The sequence below is a fragment of the Herbidospora cretacea genome, from assembly GCF_001570605.1.
Lineage (GTDB): Bacteria > Actinomycetota > Actinomycetes > Streptosporangiales > Streptosporangiaceae > Herbidospora > Herbidospora cretacea.
On the sequence record NZ_BBXG01000002.1, the window covers coordinates 364,093 to 382,294 of the forward strand.

The 18,202-nt window shown below is 72.2% G+C and carries 13 protein-coding genes; 7 read left to right on the forward strand and 6 right to left on the reverse strand.

All coding sequences use genetic code 11. The features are described 5' to 3' along the window. Nucleotides 1–455 precede the first annotated feature (455 nt). Complete coding sequence (locus AW270_RS04275) at nt 456–1,589, forward strand: acyl-CoA dehydrogenase family protein (protein WP_061290822.1); 1,134 nt, start codon at nt 456–458, stop codon at nt 1,587–1,589. 4 nt (nt 1,590–1,593) lie between these two features. Here AW270_RS04275 and AW270_RS04280 read toward each other — a convergent pair whose 3' ends face one another. After that, nucleotides 1,594–3,570, reverse strand: a complete 1,977-nt coding sequence (locus AW270_RS04280) for a WD40 repeat domain-containing serine/threonine protein kinase (protein ID WP_061290824.1) — start codon at nt 3,568–3,570, stop codon at nt 1,594–1,596. A 36-nt stretch (nt 3,571–3,606) separates the two neighbouring features. Then, nucleotides 3,607–5,571, reverse strand: a complete 1,965-nt coding sequence (locus AW270_RS04285) for an ATP-binding protein (protein ID WP_061290826.1) — start codon at nt 5,569–5,571, stop codon at nt 3,607–3,609. A 124-nt stretch (nt 5,572–5,695) separates the two neighbouring features. Here AW270_RS04285 and AW270_RS04290 point away from each other — a divergent pair, with 124 nt between their 5' ends. From AW270_RS04290 to AW270_RS04310, 5 genes are read left to right on the forward strand one after another with little or no spacing between them, the layout of a single operon-like run. Continuing rightward, the gene (locus AW270_RS04290) at nt 5,696–6,082 is read left to right on the forward strand and encodes a rhodanese-like domain-containing protein (RefSeq protein ID WP_061290828.1); all 387 of its coding nucleotides are present in this window, start codon (nt 5,696–5,698) and stop codon (nt 6,080–6,082) included. A 15-nt stretch (nt 6,083–6,097) separates the two neighbouring features. After that, nucleotides 6,098–6,313 (forward strand): tautomerase family protein, encoded by a 216-nt coding sequence (locus AW270_RS04295; protein WP_061290830.1) that lies wholly within the window; start codon nt 6,098–6,100, stop codon nt 6,311–6,313. A 25-nt stretch (nt 6,314–6,338) separates the two neighbouring features. Beyond that, nucleotides 6,339–8,132 carry a tetratricopeptide repeat protein gene (locus tag AW270_RS04300; protein WP_061290832.1) on the forward strand — a complete coding sequence of 598 codons (1,794 nt, stop codon included), beginning with the start codon at nt 6,339–6,341 and terminating at the stop codon, nt 8,130–8,132. A 13-nt stretch (nt 8,133–8,145) separates the two neighbouring features. Continuing rightward, entirely contained in the window at nt 8,146–8,937 is a 792-nt protein-coding gene (locus AW270_RS04305; RefSeq protein ID WP_061290833.1) for a class I SAM-dependent methyltransferase, read from the forward strand. Continuing rightward, the gene (locus tag AW270_RS04310; RefSeq protein WP_063819089.1) at nt 8,937–9,503 is read left to right on the forward strand and encodes a carboxymuconolactone decarboxylase family protein; all 567 of its coding nucleotides are present in this window, start codon (nt 8,937–8,939) and stop codon (nt 9,501–9,503) included. The genes AW270_RS04305 and AW270_RS04310 overlap by 1 nt, the downstream gene beginning before the upstream one ends. Here the strand turns inward: AW270_RS04310 and AW270_RS04315 are convergent. The 4 genes from AW270_RS04315 to AW270_RS04330 all read right to left on the reverse strand — a co-directional run bounded on the left by AW270_RS04315 (nt 9,500) and on the right by AW270_RS04330 (nt 16,692). Continuing rightward, on the reverse strand, nt 9,500–10,783 hold the full coding sequence (locus AW270_RS04315) for a condensation domain-containing protein (RefSeq protein ID WP_061290835.1): 1,284 nt from the start codon (nt 10,781–10,783) through the stop codon (nt 9,500–9,502). The genes AW270_RS04310 and AW270_RS04315 overlap by 4 nt on opposite strands. 24 nt (nt 10,784–10,807) lie before the next feature. Continuing rightward, nucleotides 10,808–14,494 (reverse strand): condensation domain-containing protein, encoded by a 3,687-nt coding sequence (locus AW270_RS04320; protein WP_082801290.1) that lies wholly within the window; start codon nt 14,492–14,494, stop codon nt 10,808–10,810. Beyond that, nucleotides 14,491–15,945 (reverse strand): class I adenylate-forming enzyme family protein, encoded by a 1,455-nt coding sequence (locus AW270_RS04325; protein WP_245674560.1) that lies wholly within the window; start codon nt 15,943–15,945, stop codon nt 14,491–14,493. Before AW270_RS04325 ends, AW270_RS04320 begins: the two co-directional genes overlap by 4 nt. 156 nt (nt 15,946–16,101) lie before the next feature. Next, nucleotides 16,102–16,692: an acyl-CoA-like ligand-binding transcription factor gene (locus tag AW270_RS04330; RefSeq protein WP_245674561.1), complete on the reverse strand. Its 591-nt coding sequence runs from the start codon at nt 16,690–16,692 to the stop codon at nt 16,102–16,104. Nucleotides 16,693–16,743: 51 nt separating this feature from the next. Here AW270_RS04330 and AW270_RS04335 point away from each other — a divergent pair, with 51 nt between their 5' ends. Continuing rightward, nucleotides 16,744–18,198 (forward strand): MDR family MFS transporter, encoded by a 1,455-nt coding sequence (locus AW270_RS04335; protein WP_061290843.1) that lies wholly within the window; start codon nt 16,744–16,746, stop codon nt 18,196–18,198. Nucleotides 18,199–18,202 lie beyond the last annotated feature (4 nt).

Here is an 18,202-nt window from a genome sequence, read left to right on the forward strand (position 1 = left end):
TGCCACGGTGACGCGCACAATAAAAACAACGAGAAACTATCTGCTCGTCGAATTCGTGCCGGTGATTCTGGTCAGAGACAGCCGGCCGATTCAGGTGTACAGCGCGCTGCGGCGGCCGACGTCCGCCGATGTGGCCGGCACCCCTCACCATCGGGCCAGAGCGCCGCCTGAAAACCGAAGTGCACACTCACGAACGACCGCGAAGAGATCACGATTGGCGTGCCCCCATCCACGGGGGCACAGCGGTACCTTTCTCCCCCGAACAGATGGTGGCTCCGCCCGGTGTTCGGCGGATGCCCAGGGGTGGGCGAATGCGTGGCCATGGCTGAGCCGCGCAACAGCCCCAATACGTTGGCGATCCTCGACCCGGCCACCGGCTACGTGGCCGAGGCGAAGGCCTTGACGGGGTTCTGAGAGCATCGGGGTTACAAAGCGACCGATGTCAGGAGAACCCTGTGGCCGTCGACCGACTCCTCCCCACCCCGGAGGCCCGTGACCTGCTCGACCTCACCCGTGAGGTGGCGGACAAAGAACTGCTGCCGATCGTGGACCGGCACGAGAAGGCCGAGACCTATCCCGACGGCCTTTTCGCCACGCTAGGCGGCGCCGGCCTGCTGAGCCTTCCTTATCCGGAGGAGTTCGGCGGTGGCGGCCAGCCCTACGAGGTCTATTTGCAGGTGCTCGAAGAGCTCGCCGCGAGGTGGGCCTCCGTCGCAGTGGCCGTCAGCGTTCACTCGCTGTCGTGTTTTCCCCTGGCGACGTACGGAACTCCCGAACAGATCGACCGGTGGCTCCCGGACATGCTCGCCGGTGACCTCGTGGGCGGCTACAGCCTCTCCGAGCCTCAGGCGGGCTCCGACGCGGCGGCGTTGACCTGCCGGGCGACCCGGGTGGCCGACGGCTACGAGATCAACGGCGCGAAGGCCTGGATCACCCACGGCGGGAAGGCCGACTTCTACGCGCTGTTCGCCCGGACCGGTGAGAAGTCGATCTCCTGTTTCCTGGCTCCCGGCCAGGTCGACGGGCTGACGTTCGGCAGACCCGAAGAGAAGATGGGCCTGCACGCCGTGCCCACCACCAGCGCCCACTGGGACGGCGCGGTCCTGGCGGCCGACCGCCTGATCGGCGCGGAGGGCCAGGGCCTGCAGATCGCGTTCAGCGCGCTCGACTCCGGGCGGCTGGGGATCGCGGCCTGCGCGACCGGTCTGGCCCAGGCGGCGCTCGACGCCGCCGTCGGCTACGCGAAGGAGCGGACCACTTTCGGCAAGCGCATCATCGACCACCAGGGGCTCGGTTTCCTGCTGGCCGACATGGCCGCCGCCGTCGACTCCGCGCGGGCGACGTACATCGACGCGGCGCGCAGGAAGGACGCCGGGCTGCCGTTCTCACGGCAGGCGTCGGTGGCGAAACTCGTGGCCACCGATGCCGCGATGAAAGTGACGACCGACGCCGTCCAGGTGTTCGGCGGCTACGGATACACGCGTGAGTTCCCCGTGGAGAGGTACATGCGCGAAGCGAAGATCATGCAGATCTTCGAGGGCACCAACCAGATCCAGCGTCTCGTCATCGCGCGGGGCCTGGCCCGCTGAGGGCTCAGCCGGGCAGCGGGGGCGACAGGTCCCAGAGGCGGATCGTCTCGTCGCGGCTGCCGGTGAGGACGATCGGCTTGCCGGCGAGCGTCCCCAGGGTCACGTCGTAGATGCGGTCGGTGTGGCCTTCCAGGGGCCGGCCTATCTCGGTGCCGGTGGCCAGGTCCCAGACCCGGGCCGTGCGGTCCTCGCTGCCGGTGACGGCGATCTGCCTGCCGTCGATCTCGCCGAAGTCGACCGACCAGATCCAGCTCGTGTGGCCGGTCAGGGGTGCGCCGAGGCTGGTGCGGGTGGCCAGGTCCCAGATCCGGGCCGTCTTGTCCTCGCCGCCGGTGATCGCGACGGGGGCGCCGTCGAGGGTGCCGACGGCGATCGAGCGGATCCACCCGTTGGTGTGGCCGGTCAGAGGCTCGCCGATCTGCCGGCGGGTGGTCAGGTCCCAGACCCGGACCACGCCCTCGTCGCCCGCGCTGACCGCGATCGGCTTGCCGTCGACCTCGGCGTAGGCGACCGCCCAGACGGTGCCGGTCGTGCCGGTCATCGGGTCGCCGTCCTGTTCGCCGGTGTGGAGGTTCCAGACGCGGACGGTGCCGTCCTGGCCGCCGCTGACCGCGATGGGCTCGCCGTTGAGAGTGCCCAGGTCGACGGCCTTGACGTTGCCCTGGTGGCCGAGCATCGGATTGCTCATCTGGGTGCCCTTGCGCAGGTCCCAGATGCGCAGGCTGCCGTCGTTGCTGGCCGAGACGGCGATAGCGGCGCCGTCGAGCAGGCCGGTGACGATGTGCCCGACCCACCCCTCGTGGCCGGACATGGCGTAGAGCTCGGTGCGCTTGTCGAGGTCGACGACCCGGACCGTGTTGTCGTCGCCGCCGCTCACGCTCAGGGGCACGCCGTCGAGCTCGGTGAAGGCGATGCTGCGGACGTCGTTCTCCTGCACCTCGATCGGCTCGCCCAGGGCCTGCCCGAAAGTGATCGGGGCCGCCGACGGCGAAGGTGACAGCGAGGTCTGGGCGCGGGTGCCGTCGCCGGTCGCCGAGCCGTCGCCCTTGGGCCAGAGCTGCCAGCCCAGCACCCCTCCGGCGACCACGACCGCGAGGGCCCCGGCCAACAGCGCCGGTCGCCGGTTCTGCTTGCTCGGCGGCGGCGGCGGGACCGGGGCGGGCGGCAGCGGCGCCGTCTCCACGTGGAACTCGTCGCCCGTCAGGGTCTTCACCAGCTCGGCGGCGGTGGGCCGCAGGGCCGGGTTCTTGTTCAGGGCCTGCTGGATCAGCGGCTTCAGACCGGACGGCAGTCCGGTCAGCACCGGTTCGCGGTGGAGGATCGCGTTGATGAGCTGGGGCACCGTGTCGCCGGGGAAGGCGCGCCGCCCGGTCGCCGCGAAGACCATCGTCGCCGCCCACGCGAACACGTCGGCGGCCGGGGTGACCTCGCCCCCCTCGATCTGCTCGGGGGCCATGTAGCCGGGCGTGCCGATCGAGCCCGACATCGTCGCGGTGTGGTCGAGGGCGCGGGAGATGCCGAAGTCGATCACGACCGGGCCCTCGGGGCCCATCAGCACGTTGCTCGGCTTGAAGTCGCGGTGGACGATCCCGGCCCGGTGGATCGCCGCCAGCGCGGTGGCGGTGGCCACGGCGAGGCGTTCGAGGCCTCCCCCGGTCCTCGGGCCCTCCTTCTGCACGACGTGGTGCAGCGACGCCCCCGGCACGAACTCGCTCACGATGTAGGGCCGGTCGCCGAAGACGCCCACGTCGAGCACGCGGGCGGTGCAGAAGGGGGCCACCCGGCGGGCCAGCTCGACCTCGCGGAGGAACCGCCGCCGGTGATCGGGATCCTTCGACAGCTCGTCGTGGATGACCTTGAGCGCGACCGGGGTGCCGTGGGGGTCCTCGGCGCGGAAGACCGCACCCTGACCGCCGTGTCCGATGCGGTGGAGGATGCGGTAGTCGTCGATCTGCGCCGGTATGCCAGGCTCCGCGTTCACGACATCATGATAGGAGCGGTCCTCGGCCACGCACGGTCACGATTCGGCCAGCCCGCGCCGGCAACGATCGGCACAGCGCAGATCGCCGATCCGCTCGAACTCGGGCAGTAAGCGGGCGTAGGAGGCGCGGGCCCCCTCCGGGTCGAGCAGGGAGGCGCGGAAGACCTGGGCGTGCAGCCGCTCGTGGTCGTTGTCGTTGGCCGCCGCGAGCTTCTCCGCCTCGTCGAGCCACCCGGCGACCTCGTCGAGGCGGACGCCCGACTCGATCGCCCGCAAGGCCATGTGGTTGAGGGAGTTGGCCCGTTTGACCTGGTCGCCGAGGCGGCCGAAGAGCTCGGCCGCCAGGGCGGTCCGGTCGATCGACTGGGCGGCGTGACCTTCGGCGGCCAAGGCCAGGGCGCGGTGCCACGTGTCGCCCGTCTCCGCGTAGCGGGCCGCCGCGTCGGCCAGATGGGGCAGGGCGGCCTCGCGGTCGGCGTACATGAGACACCAGCCCAGACCGAGCGAGGCCAGGGCCCGGTCTTCGGGTGAGACGGCCAGGCCGGCGGCTCGCCGGGCGAAGGCCAGGGCCTTCGGGACGTCCTGGAAGCAGTGGACGATCGCGGCCGTGGTCAGCGCGGGCACCGTCGGGGGCGGGTCGGCGAGCCAGTCGAACAGGTCGGCGCGGGCGCCGATGATCTCCCAGGCGGTGCCCACCCCGGCCAGGAACGGCCAGGGGTCGTCGACGTGCCGGACCGCCTGGCGCAGGTCGGGCCAGTGCTGGTTGAACCAGCGGTGCGCCCTGGCCTGGTCGGCCCCCCGCAGCGCCCCGACCAGCGAGACCGCGTGGGTCAGGTGGAAGGAGGCGTGCCGGTCGCGGGCCTCCCCTGCCCGGTCGCCCAGCCGCGCGGCGGCGAACTGCCGCACGCTGTCGAGCAGCCGGTAGCGGGTCGTCTCGCCCACCCGGCGGCGGGACAGCAGCGAGCGGTCGAGCAGGCGGGGGAACAGCCGGGTCATCGCCGGGCGGTCGAGCGGCGGATAGGCCAGCACTTCGGTGGCGGTGTCGTAGTCGAACTCGCCGGGGAAGACCGACAGGCGGCCCAGCAGCAGGCGTTCGTCGTCGCCCAGCAGGTCGTAGCTCCAGCGCAGCGCCTCTTCGAGGGTGCGGTGGCGGCCGATCGGACCATCGGTGAGCAGGGTGAACCTGCTGTCGAGCAGGCTGACCAGCTCGGCCGGGGTGAACGCGCGCACCCGTGCGGCGGCCAGTTCCAGCGCCAGTGGCAGGCCGTCGAGGCGGCGGCAGACCCTGGCCACGTCGCGGGCGTTGCCGGCGGTGACCGTGAAACCGGGTGAGACCGACGCGGCCCGGTCGGCGAACAGCCGGGTCGCGGCGGCGGCCAGGACCTCCTCCGGCCCGGCCGACTCGGGGGGCAGCGGCAGCGGGGCGATCTCACAGACCCGTTCACCCGGCACGCCCAACGGTCCGTGTGAGGTTGCCAGCACCCGCAGACCGGGCATGGTCCGCAGGAGACCGGTGAGCAGCGGCGCGACCGGGACGTGTTCGCAGTTGTCGACCACCACCGTCCGCGCCCCGGCCCCGCGCAGCACGTCGTCGAAGGCGGCCGTCACGTCGTCGCCGGGTGCCAGCGGCGCGAGGTCGACCAGGACCGCCCGCGGCAGCCCGGCCGCGACGTGCAGGGCCAGCCGGGTCTTGCCGGTGCCGGCCGGGCCGGTCAGGGTGACCAGCCGGTGGGCCGCCAGCAGCTCGCCGACCAGCGCGATCTCGGTCTCGCGGCCCACGAACGACGACAGCGCGGCCGGGAGGTCCTGGCGGGTCAGCCGGTCGGCGTGGGCGATCAGGTCGAGCCGGTTGCCGCCGCCCAGCTTGCGCAGCAGCGCCGACACGTGGCTCTCCACGGTCCGCTCTGACAGGTGGAGGCGGCGGGCGATCTCGCGGTTCTGCAGACGCTCGCCGACGAGCCGGAGGATCTCCAGCTCGCGGGGGGTCGGCTCCGTGGTCATGGCACCGAGTATCTCCGTACTGACCACGGATGTGGGGATCGGCGAAAACGCACACGCTGGTTCACACGGCCCTGCCGAATAGTCGGGGTCGTACGAAGACGACGATGTCCATAGGGGGACAAACATGAGCGAGTCAGTCAAGGAACTGATCGCCCAGGCGCGAGCCGAGATCAGCAACCTGTCGGCCGACGACGTGGCCAAGGCGGTCGAGGCCGGCGACGTCACGCTGGTCGACCTGCGGGAGCCGGGGGAGATCGAGAAGGAGGGCACCATTCCGGGGGCCGTCCTGGCTCCCCGGGGGATGCTGGAGTTCTACGCCGACCCGGGCAGCCCGTACCACCGGGCCGAGTTCGACCCGGCGCGGCCCACCATCCTGTTCTGCGCCTCGGGCGGGCGTTCGGCGCTGGCGGCGCGGACGCTGAAGACGCTCGGCTATCAGGAGGTGGCTCACCTCGACGGTGGGCTCAAGGCCTGGAAGGACGCCGGCCGTCCCACCACCAATCAGAACTGAAGTGGAGCTAGGCCGATGCCACTCATCAATGTGAAAGTGATCGAAGGCGTCTTCTCCGACGAGCAGAAGACGGAGATCGTGAAGTCGCTGACCGAGGCGATGGTGACCATCGAGGGCGAGAACATGCGCCAGGTCACGTGGGTCGTCATCGACGAGGTCAAGAGCGGCGACTGGGCGATCGGCGGTCAGCCGCTGACCACCGACGACGTCCTGCGGCTGGCAGCCGGTTAAAAGGCCGGGAAGGGAGTGCGGGCTCATGGTGTCGATCCGGCTGCTCGGACCGCCCGCCGTCGAAATCGGCGGCGGTCCGGCGAAGCCGCCGCGCGGCCGTAAGGCGTGGGCCCTGCTCGCCTATCTGCTGCTGGCCGAACGGCCGCCCAGCCGTAAACGCCTCGCCGAGCTGCTGTTCGGCGACGCGGACGACCCGCTGGGGGCGCTGCGCTGGACCCTGGCCGAACTGCGCCGCTCCCTGGGCCTCCGTGAGGCCCTCGGGGGCGACCCGGTCAGGACCGATTTCGGGCCCGGCGTCACGGTCGACGTGCGGATCCTCCTCGATCAAGATGGAGATCCCGCGCCGCTGCTCGATCTGGGGGGAGAACTGCTGGAGGGCGTGCACCTGGCGTCCTCGCTGGAGTTCGAGTCGTGGCTGCTGGTGGCCCGCCACCGCGTCTCGTCGATGATCGAGGGCCGGTTACGGCAGGCCGCCGCCCGGCTGCTCGCCGAGGGCCGGGCGAAGGAGGCGGTCCGGTACGCCGCCAGGGCGGTCGAGCACAACCCGCTCGAAGAGGGCAACCACGAGCTGCTGGTCCGCGGCCTCACCATGGCCGGGGACCGGGCCGCCGCGCTGAAACAGGTCGCCGTGTGCGAGGACCTGATGCGGCGGGAGCTGGGCGTGAAGACGTCGCCCGCGCTGCGGGAGGCGGCCATGGTGAGTTCCGACTCGCCGATGCTGCCCCCGCTCAGCGGGCGGGCGGCGGCGATCAGCCAGCTCCACGCCGGGCGGGCCGCCATCGCGGCCGGGGCCGTCGCGGCGGGCGTCCAATGTCTGCGGACGGCGGTCGCCGAGGCGTCCAGGACCGGGGACGCCGCGCTCAAGGCGCGGGCCTACTGCGCGCTCGGCAGCGCGCTGGTGCACGCCCTCCAGGGGCGCGACGAGGAGGGCTCGCTCGCGCTGCACGAGGCGATCGTCATGGCGACCGCCTCGGGTGACCGCTCTGTCGCGGTGACCGCCCACCGGGAGCTCGGCTTCGTCGAGGTCAAGGCGGGCCGCCGGACCGCGGCCACGACGTGGCTGACCAAGGCCGCCGCGATGGCGCAGACCGACGCCGAGATGGCGGCGATCTGCGGCGTGCTCGGCCAGAACACCTCCGACCAGGGCGACTACCGGGCCGCGATCGGCCACCTGGAGGAGTCGGTCGAACGCGCCGCCCGCTGCGGCGACCACAAGCAGCACGCGTGGTCGCTGTCGATCCTGGGGCGCGTCCACCTGATGCGCGACGAGCGCTCGCAGGCCCGCACGGTGCTCAGACGGTCGCTGGAACTGACCGAGGAGCAGCGCTGGATGGCGTTCCTGCCGTGGCCGACCGCGCTGCACGCCGAGATCGACCTGCGGATGGGCGACGTGGACGCCGCCGCCGACGGCCTCGAACGGGCCTGGGTGCTGGCCTGCCAGGTCGAGGACCCGTGCTGGGAGGGGACCGCCGCACGGGGGCTCGGTCTGCTCAGCCGCGACCGGGGCGACCACGCGGCGGCCGACCGCTGGTTCGGCCAGGCGTCCAGCAGCTGCAACCGGCTGCCCGACCGCTACCAGTGGGTGTCGGCCAACGTCCTCGACGCGACGATCACCTGTGCGATCGAGATCGGCGACGACGAGCGGGCCCGACCGCTCGTCGCCACGCTCGCCGCGCTGGCCGCCCGCTGTGACATGCGGGAATGGGTGGTCCGCGCCCATCTGCACAACGCCCGTCTCGGGGACCGGACGGCGCTCGCCTCCGCGCGGCTGCTCGGGGCCGGGATCGACAATCCCGCCCTGGCCGCGCTGCTTCGTTAAGAGATCAGGGGATATGTACGATTCGACGGCCTGGACGCTGGTCGACGAGGGGTGGGGCCGCCGGGCGGTCGACTTCGCGACACTCAGCGAACCGGGGAACTGCAGAGAATACGTCGCGGTGCACCAGCATCTGGGCATCGGCGACGGCGACCGACTGCTGGACATCGCCTGCGGCGCGGGGCTGGCCCTTGAGCTGGCCGCCGCCCGGGGCGCCGAGATCGCCGGGATCGACGCCTCGCCCCGGCTGGTCGCGGTGGCCCGCGACCGCAGCCCCGGCGCGGACATCCGCGTCGGCGACATGCACGACCTGCCCTGGGACGACGCGTCCTTCGACGCCGTGACGAGCTTCCGCGGGGTCTGGGGGACCACGCCGATCGCGCTCCAGGAGATCCACCGGGTGCTCAAGCCCGGTGGACGGGTCGGGCTGACCGTGTGGGGGCACATCAAGAAGTCACCCGGCGCGTGGGCGCTGGGGCCGTTCCGGCTGGCCGCCCCGCCGAAGGTGGACAACCAGCGGGACATGGTCTCCCTCGGGCGTCCCGGCGCGGGGGAGGAACTGCTGGAGAAGTTCGGGTTCACCGGGGTCCGGCGGGTGACCGTGCCGTTCGCGTGGGAGTTCGCCGACCCGGCGACCTACGCGCGGGCGCTGGCCTCCACCGGGCCGGCGTACGAGGCGATCCAGAACATCGGCGAGGACGCCTTCGCCGCCGCCGCGATCGAGGCGGCCACGGAGCGGACGCGCGCGGGCCTGCCCCTGCGGGCGAGCGTCGACGTGGTCGGCTACCTGGCCCGGAAGGAGGCGTGATGCACTTCCTGGAACCCGTCGACGCCACGCCCGAAGAGGCCGAGGTCGACCTCAAGGCGTTCGGCTACGTCATGAACGCCACCCGCTTCTGGGGCTACCGGCCCGAGGTGGCCGAGGCCGTCATCGGGACCTCCCGGCAGATCACGCGCGGGATGCCGCTGCGCCTGCGGGGGATCATGGTGACCGCCTGCGCCGCCGCGTTCGGCAACTCCTACTGCGCGCTGTCGTGGGGGAACCGGCTGTCCGAGTGGTCCGACCCGGCCACGGTCGTGTCGGTGCTCAGGGGCGACGACGCCGAACTGACCGACGACGAGCGCGCCGTGGCCGCCTGGGTACGCAAGATCACGAAGAAGCCCAACTCCACGACCGAGGCCGACGTCGCGAAGCTGCGGGCGGCCGGGTTCACCGACGCGCAGATCTTCGACATCACCGCCTTCGTGGCGCTGCGCATGGCGTTCTCCGTGGTCAACGACGCGCTGGGCCTCCAGCCGGACGCCCAGCTCCGCGCCACCACCCCCCGCGAGATCCTCGGCGCGGTCGACTTCGGCCGGCCGATCGCCGGTTAGACCCGGGCCGACCCGACCAGCAGGGCCTCCACCCCTCGCAGCATCGACTCCGCCTTCTCCCTGGAGAGGTAGGCGGTGTCGGCGATGATGCCGAGCTGGCCTGCGCCGATGGCCGTCCCGACGGTGAAGAAGACCTTGAACCTGACCCCGGGCCAGGCGTTCTCCGTGTACGTCCTGGTCTCCGCCACCGACAGGTCGGCGTCCGGCAGGAGGGCGGGCCAGCCCGGGATCGGGCGGCGGTCGTTGAAGAAGGCGTCGAGGTCGTGCTCCCCGCCTTTCCGCGCGCCGACCTCCCGGCGCATCAGCGTCATCGCGTCCGGGTCGTACTGGGCGTTGCGGTAGGCCTGGAGCGCGGCCCGGTGGGTGGTCAGGCAGAACTCGGGGAAGTCCGGCGAGATCTCCAGGACGATCAGCGCGTCCTGGCCGACCGTGCCGACCATCTCCCGGGTCCTGGCGTCGCGGCGGTTGCTGTGCACGAGCTGCATGACCACCCGGGGCCGCGCGCTGGCCTCCGACAGCGCGGTGGCGCAGGCGGCGAGCAGGACGCTGGTGGTGCTGACCGCGAGCCGCTCCGACAGCCGCAGGGCGGCCACCGCCAGCGCCGTCGACTCCATGCCGACCTCGATGAACCGGGGGTCCTCGGGCTCCCCGGGGGCGTGGTCGAACACGTCGAGCGGGGCCTCCTCCAGCACGCCCCGCCAGTAGGCGATCGACCTGGCCGAGCGGGCCTGCCAGGCGTCCGACGCCTCCAGGCCCGCCTGGTCCCTGGGCTGCCAGGCCACCGGCGGCAGGGCGCCGCCGCGCAGCAGCGTCTTCCACTCCTCGGCCAGCAGCGCGAGGGCCTGGTAGTCAACCGCCAGATGGGTGAAGACGCAGGCCAGCGCGGACGGTCGGCCGTCCTTGACGACCACCGCGCAGCGCAGCGGCAGGTCGGCGGAGTGGTCGAAGACCGTGTGGGCCATCGCGGCGGCCACCCGCTCGGCCACCTGGAGGCCGCGTTCGGCCCCGGCCTCGACCAGCTCGATCTCCAGCACGCCGTCCCGGCTGACCCGCTGGCCGGCGGAGGAGAAGGTCGTCCGGAGGGTCTCGTGGCGTTCGACCAGCACCCGCAGGGCGTCGAGCACCGCCGGGAGCTCCCGGCGGCCGTAGACGGGGAACACGAAGGGGCAGTTGAGGTAGGTCTGGCTGTCGCCCATCAGGTGCACGGCCCGCCACATCAGCCGCTGCCCCCAGGTCAGCGGCGCCTCCCCCTCGGTGGCCCCCTTGAATTCGATCTTCATTTCGGTGCTTTCATTTCAGGGTTTTCATTTCAGTGCCGCGACCAGCGTGTCGACGTCCTCGAACGACGAGAGGTCGCCGCCGAGGTCGATCTCCAGGTCGAAGACGTCCTCGATGGTGTCGATCAGGCTGATGCGGGCCAGCGACGTCAGCCCGAGGGCCGACAGCGTGTACTCCCCCGCCAGGACGTCGGCCTGGCTGATCGCGCCGCCGGACGCGGTCGCGATCATGCCCGCCAGCCGGACCCTGAGTTCCTCGGTCATGCCATCTCCATCAACGTTGGTGATCACGGGCAGGCGGGAGATCGGCTGCCCGGGGTCGTCGGCGATGCCCTCCAGCAGGACGGTGAACTCCCGGGAGAGCTCCTCGACCGTCTCTACGCGCAGCAGCGTCGCGTCGTAGCCGAAGGCCGCCAGCAGCCCGTCTTCCCTCCGCCACGCCTCCAGCGCGAAGCCGAACCTCGCCCGGTGGCAGCCGGCGTCGAACGGCTCCACCCGCAGGTCCCCGACCCGCTCGGGCGGTTCGCCGCCGCCCGAGCGGCCGTGCAGGGCGACCATTGTCCGGAGCAGGTCTCCACCGACCTCCTCCAGTGGCACGGTGCCGTGGGTCCGCGCCGCCCGCACGGCCGTCTTCGCCGCCGTCACCAGGTCGGCGAACACGGGGTCGCCGGTCAGGTCGCCGCGCAGGATCAGCGTGCCGGTGAGACAGCCGATGACCGGCTCCGACCCGGCGTGGTCGCGGCCGGCCCAGGGCGTGCCGACGACGATGTCCCGCTGACCCGACAGGCGGGCCAGGAAGACCTGGTAGGCCGCCGCCAGCACGGTGGACAGCGGGCCGTCGAGCCGTTCGAGCCGCCGGACGACCTCTTCCGGGACGTGGAACCGGTGGAGGGCCCCGACCGGGGTCCCGCCCCCGGGCAGATCGGCCGGCAGCTCCGGCCGGGGCGCGCCCGCGAGCTGGGCCCGCCAGAAGCCGGCCGAGGGCTCCGGCAGCCCCGACGCCACGTCACCGCACTGAAGAGCCAGGTCAGGTGGCTCTTCACCTTGGTAGAGCGCGAACAGGTCGTCCAGCAGAATTCCGAGTGACCACTCGTCGGCGACGATGCGGTGCAGCACGAGGCAGAGCACGTGGTCGTCGGCGCCGAGCTCGACCAGGGTCACCCGGAACGGCGGCTCGGTCAGGTCGAAGGGCGCGTCGATCCGCTCGCCGACCAGGTCCACGTCGCGGGAGTGCTCAATCAGGACCGGGGCGGGGGGACGCACCCGCGCGACCGGCCCGTCGTGGAACGAGGTGCGCAGGCTGTCGTGCCGGGCCACCACCGCGTCCAGCGCGCCCCGGAGCCGGTCGCGGTCGAGCGGCCCGCGTAATCGCAGCGACAGGTGCAGGTGGGACGAGGCGTCCGCCGGATCCGACCGGTGCAGGGACCACAACCGCCGCTGGGCGGGGGTCAGCGGCGGCTCGTCCGGCTCGATCCGGTCGCGGGCCCGTCCGAGGAGCTCGATCGTGCCGTCCTCGTGGTGGCGGGCCAGGTCGCCGGTCCGGTAGAGCCGCTCGCCCGGCGCGCCGAACGGGTCGGCCACGAAGCGTTCGGCCGTCAGCTCCGCCCGCCACCGGTAGCCCGCGGCCACCCCCGCGCCGCCGACGCACAGCTCGCCCGGCGCCCCGATCGGCACCAGCCGGAGGTCCTCGTCGAGCAGGCGGACGCGGGTGTTGGCGATCGGCCGCCCGATGGAGCCGTCGAGGCTGAAGGTGCTCCAGACGGTCGTCTCGGTGTGGCCGTAGACGTTCACCACCGTCGAGAACCGCTGCCGGAGCTCGGCGGGAAGGCCCTCCCCGTCGATCAGGGCCGTCGTCCCGGTGATCCCGCCCGCCAGCAGCGACCGCCACACCGAGGGCGTGGCCTGCACGAACGTCACCTCTTCGGCGGCGGCCAGCGCCGCGAGCGCCGCCGGTCTCCGGACCGCCCCGGACGGCGCGATCACCACCCGGCCGCCGGTGATCAGCGGGAGATACAGCTCCAGCGCCGAGAGGCCGGACGCCGGGGAGGCCAGCGCGAGCCACCCGTCGCCGGGGCCGGACGACAGGAGGTCCCGCATCGACAGCAGCAGGTTGGCCAGGTTGCCGTGGGTGATCTCCACGCCGTCCGCCGAGGTGTAGATCACGCAGGCGAGGTCCTCCGGCGAGATCAGCCGCAGGTAGCCCTCGTGCTCCTCGGTCCGCGCCTCCGTCAGCACCATCTTCGGCTGGGCGTCCGCCACGATCAGGTCGAGGCGCTCGGCCGGATGGTCCGGGTCGAGCGGCAGGTACGCCGCGCCCGCCCGCTGCACCGCCAGCAGCGCGATCAGCAGATCGTCGGAGCGGGGGATGTCGACCGCCACGAGGTCGCCGGGCCCGACCCCGAGCCGCCGCAGCCGCCCGGCCAGCCGCCCGGTGGCCATGTCGAGCTCCGCGTAGGTCAGCGTGCGGTCCCCACAGCGGACGGCGACCGCGTGGGGCGTCGCCCTGACCTGGGCGGCGAACAGCTCCGGCAGGGTGCGGGGCGGGTGGGTGACGTCGGTGTCGTTCCAGGTGACGAGGAGTTTCTCCCGGTCGGCGGCCGGGATGACGTCGAGATCGCCGAGGGCCGTGCCGGGCTCGGCGGCGGCGTGGGCGAGGAGGGCGCCCAGGGCGTCCCAGAACCGGACGACCGTCGCGGGGTCGAGCGCCTCGGGGTCGTAGCGGAGCCAGGTTTCGAGGCCGTCGACCACCTGGAGGTGCAGCGGGCCGCGCACCCCTCCGGCGAACACGGCCGGCTCGACGGTGACCTTGAGCCCGGGGAACTTGGGGGCCGGGCCGCTCCGCCGGTAGCTCAGCGAGACCGGGGTGGCCAGGGCGCGCGTCGGCCGGGCCGTCCGGTCGAGGCCTCTGACCTGGGCGCGGACCTCGCGGGCGAAGTCGTGGAAGGTCAGCGTCTCCCGAGGCCAGGTGACGACCGGGAGTTCGTTCACGTAGGGGCCGATGCGGTCGCGCGCCTCCGGGCCCCGGGTGGTCACCTCGACCAGGACGGCGGGGGTCTCGGCGCCGTACCGGAACAGCAGGGCGTGCACCCCCGCCAGCAGCGCCTCGAAGGTCGTCACCCCGGCCGCCCCGGCCACCGCGGCGGCGGCCGTGAGGACGGCGTCGTCGCCCGCGATCTGGTCGCCCTCGCCGAACCGGCCGGTCGGGCGCTGGCCGGGCAGGCTGAAGTCGATCGCGGGGACCATCAATGGGGTCCCGGTCCGCGGCTCGAAGGGCAGCGGCTCCCAGGAGGCCCCGACGTCGGTGTAGTGGTGGGCGAGGTCGCGGACGAGGACGTCCTTGGACAGCCCGTCGAAGACCAGCCGGTGGGCCACGAACAGCAGCAGATAGCGGCCCGGCCCGGCGGGCGCGAGCGTGAAGCGCGCGAGCGGGCCGTTCACCAGGTCGAAGGGCCGGGTGACCTCCTGCTCGACGAGCGCGGGCGTCGCCCCGTCGGCGACCATGATCGACGGCGACGCCCCCTCGACGATCTCCCCGGCGCTGTCGACCAGCGTCGACAGCACCGGGTGCCGGGCCACCACGGCCGCGCAGGCCGCCAGCAGCGCGGGCACGTCGAGGTCGCCGTCGAACCAGAGCGCCACCGGCAGGTGGTAGGCGGTCCCCGCGCCGAGCTGCGCGGCGGCCCACATGCCCTGCTGGGCGGGTGTCGCCCTCATCGTCGTCCCCGGAAGGTGTCGGCCGGCCCGATCAGGTCGCGCAGGCGGGGCTTCACCACCTTGCCGAGGTGGTTCTTGGGGAGCTCGGCCACGAACACGAGCCTGCTGGGCAGTTCGTGCGGGGCGAGCCGGTCGAGCAGGAAGTTGCGCAGCTCGGCGGGTGTCACCGGGGCGCGGGTCACCACGGCCGCGCCGGTCACCCGGCCGAGCACCGGATGCGGCAGCCCGGTCACGGACGCCTCGGCGATCGCCGGGTGTTCGTGCAGGACCGCCTCGACCTGGATCGTCGACACCTTGTGGGCCCCCGACCTGATGACGTCGCTCTCCCGGTCGACCAGGTAGAGGTAGCCGTCGTCGTCGAGGTAGCCGAGGTCGCCCATCCGGACCCAGCCGTCGCGGAAGACGCGGTCGGTGGCCGTGCGGTCGCCGTAGTAGACGCGGCTTCCGGCGGGGGACCGCAGCCAGACCTCGCCGGTCTCGTTCGCTTGGGCGGGAGTGCCGTCGTGGCGGAGGATGCGCAGGTCGCCGCCTTGCGTGGGGCGTCCGGCCGAGGCGGGGCGGGCCAGGTCGACGACCATCTCGGTCTGCGCGGGGGCCGCCTCGGTGGAGGTGTAGCAGTTGACGATGGTCGCCTTCGGGAACGCCTCGGCCATCCCGGCGGCCACGCAGGGCGGCAGGCTCGCGGCGGTCGAGGCGAGCAGCCGTACCGAGGAGAAGTCGTGCCGTTCGTGCACCGCCGCGTTGAGGAGTTGGATCGCCATCGCCGGGACGACGAAGACGGTCCCGACCTCGTAGATCTCGATGAGCCGGGCGAACCGTCCCGGCGTGAACATCGGCGGGGTGAGCGCGGCCGTGGCGGTGTCGAGGGCGTTGACCAGCATGTTCTGGCCCGCGTTGGAGCCGATCGGGAAGGCGTGCAGGAAGTGGCGGGAGTGGGTGAGCTCGCGGTGGCGCGGGTCGGCGCCGAAGGCCAAATTGGCGTGGGTCGCGCCGACGCCCTTGGCCCGGCCGGTCGTGCCGGAGGTGTAGATGATCTGCGCCAGCGCGTCGGGCCGGAGGTCCCGCCTGACCGGCTCGCCGTCGCCGCGGCCGAGGTGGGCGAGGGTCTCCTTGGAGATCGTGTGGACGACGCCGCAGTCCCGGAGGGCGTGGTCGATCTCCGCCGGGGATAATCGCTCCGAGAGCGGCACCGCCACGCAGCCCGCTCGGAGCACCCCGCACCAGGCGACCGCGTAGTCGATCCAGTCGCGCTCCCCGAAGACCAGGGCCACCCGGTCGCCGGGTGACAGGCCGTGGTCGACGAGGGCACGGGCGGTGGCGTCGGCCCGCCGGTCCCATTCGCCGAACGTGATCTCCCCGACGTCGGCCACCACGATCGCCGTCTTCCCGCCCTGTTCGGCGCCCCGGAGCATGAGCAGGTCGGGGAGCATGAGGTGTCGGTCAGTGCGCACGGCCACCACCGTTCCGAAATATTTCGAGCCACCATGATGCAGGTAAGGCCGGAAGACCTACCAGGCCCGGTAGGTTCAGAAATGTCTCGCATCGGCAGAATAGGCAACCGGGCCACGAAACGACAGAGAAATGTTTGTCTCGTTACCCCGAAACTTTCAACGTGCCGGGGTGAAGTCCTCGCCCATCTCCGCGAGGCTGGCCCGCAGGACCTCGTCCAGGGGGCGTGACTCCCGTTCGTCCAGCCAGACCAGGGTCGCCAGCCGGACCGCCGCCAGGAACGCCGCCGCCAGGATGCGCGGTCGCAGCGCGTCGGCGTCCAGGCCCTCCCGGGACGCCACCTCGACGGCGAGCTCGTGTTCCAGCAGCGCCTGGTTGCCGAGCTGCCGGGCGAGCAGCGCCGGATGCCGGCGGGCCACGCGGGTGCGCATGGCCCACTCGCGGTCGGCCGCGACGCCCTGCTCCTCGTAGAGCTCCAGGGCCGCGCCGCAGAGGGCGGCCCAGCCGGGTTCGCCCGCCGGGCGGCGGCGGATGTGTTCGACCAGCTCCTGGATGCGCTGCTCCTCGCCGTAGAGGACGGCGTCCTCCTTGGCGGCGAAGTAGTTGGAGAAGGTGCGCCGCGAGATGTTGGCGGCGTCGGCGATGGCCTCGACCGTCACGGCGTCGAAGCCCAGCTCGACGGTCAGCCGCAGGGCGGCCTGGTGGACCGCCTGCCGGGTCTCGGCCTTCTTCCGCTCTCTCAGTCCCACAGAGGGCACCCTACTGTGCGCGCAAATTTGCGCAGTGGGTAAAGTTGCCATGTGAGCAAAAATCACCGCCAAATCTTGGAGGCCCTGAGCGGGCTCCTCCTCGTGCTCTTCGTCGCGATGATCAGCAGCACGATCGTCTCGGTCGCGCTCCCGCAGATCATCACCGCCCTGAAGGGGACGCAGTCGCAGTACACCTGGGTGGTCACCGCCTCCCTGCTGACCGCGACCGCCTCCACCCCGATCTGGGGCCGCCTCGCCGACCTCTACAACAAGAAGACCCTTCTCCAGGTCGCCGTCGTGCTCTTCCTGGTCGGCTCGGTGGCCTGCGGATTCGCGCAGAACACCGCCCAGCTGATCGGCTTCCGGGCCGTCCAGGGGCTCGGCATGGGCGCGCTCCAGGTGCTGGTCCAGGTGATCATCGCGGCGATCATCCCGCCCAAGGAGCGGGGCAGGTACAACGGCTACCTCGGCGGCGTGATGGCCGTCGCGACCGTCGGCGGCCCGCTGCTCGGCGGCCTCATCGCCGACACCGACTGGCTCGGCTGGCGCTGGTGCTTCTTCATCTCGGTGCCGTTCTGCGTGGTCGCCTGGGCGCTGCTGTTCAAGACCCTGAAGATCGAGACCGTCCGCCGCGAGGGCGTGGTCATCGACTACGCGGGGGCGACCCTCATCGCGGCCGGGGTCAGCCTGCTGCTGATCTGGATCACCTTCGTCGACAACTCGTTCGCCTGGATCTCCTGGCAGACCGGCGTCATGGTCGGCGGCGTCGTGGTCATCCTGAGCGCGGCCCTGTGGGTCGAGTCGCGGGCCAAGGAGCCGGTCGTCCCGCTCCACGTGATCAGGCAGCGCACGCCCGCGCTGGCCATCCTGGCCAGCCTCGCGGTCGGCATGGCCATGTTCGGCGGCGCGGTGTTCCTCGGGCAGTACTACCAGGTCGGCCGGGGCTTCTCGCCCACCGAGGCCGGGCTGATGACCATCCCGCTGATGGTCGGCGTGCTGCTCTCCTCGACCATCTCGGGCCAGGTCATCTCCCGCACCGGCCGGGTCCGCCCCTGGATCATCGCGGGCGCGGGCATCCTCACCGTCGGCTTCCTGGGCCTGTCGCTGATCGACCACAACACGTCGATCTGGCTGATCATCCCGTCGATGGTCCTGGTCGGCACAGGGGTCGGCATGGCCATGCAGAACCTCGTGCTCGCCATGCAGAACACCGTCGCCCTGCACGACCTGGGCGCGGCCAGCGGCGCGATCACGTTCTTCCGCTCCCTCGGCGGCACCATCGGCGTGTCGATCCTGGGCGCGATCCTGGCCAACCAGGTGGCGGCCGGGGTCCGCGAAGGACACCCGCTCCCCGTGGCGTTCGCCGACGCCACCGGCCACATCTTCCTGGTCTCGGCCGGCATCGCCGCGCTCGGCGTGATCGCCACCCTGTTCTTCCGCCCCGCCCCGCTGCGCGAGACGGTGGAGAAGGAGGACGCCCCGGTCCCCGCCGGGGTCGGCGGCTGAGCGC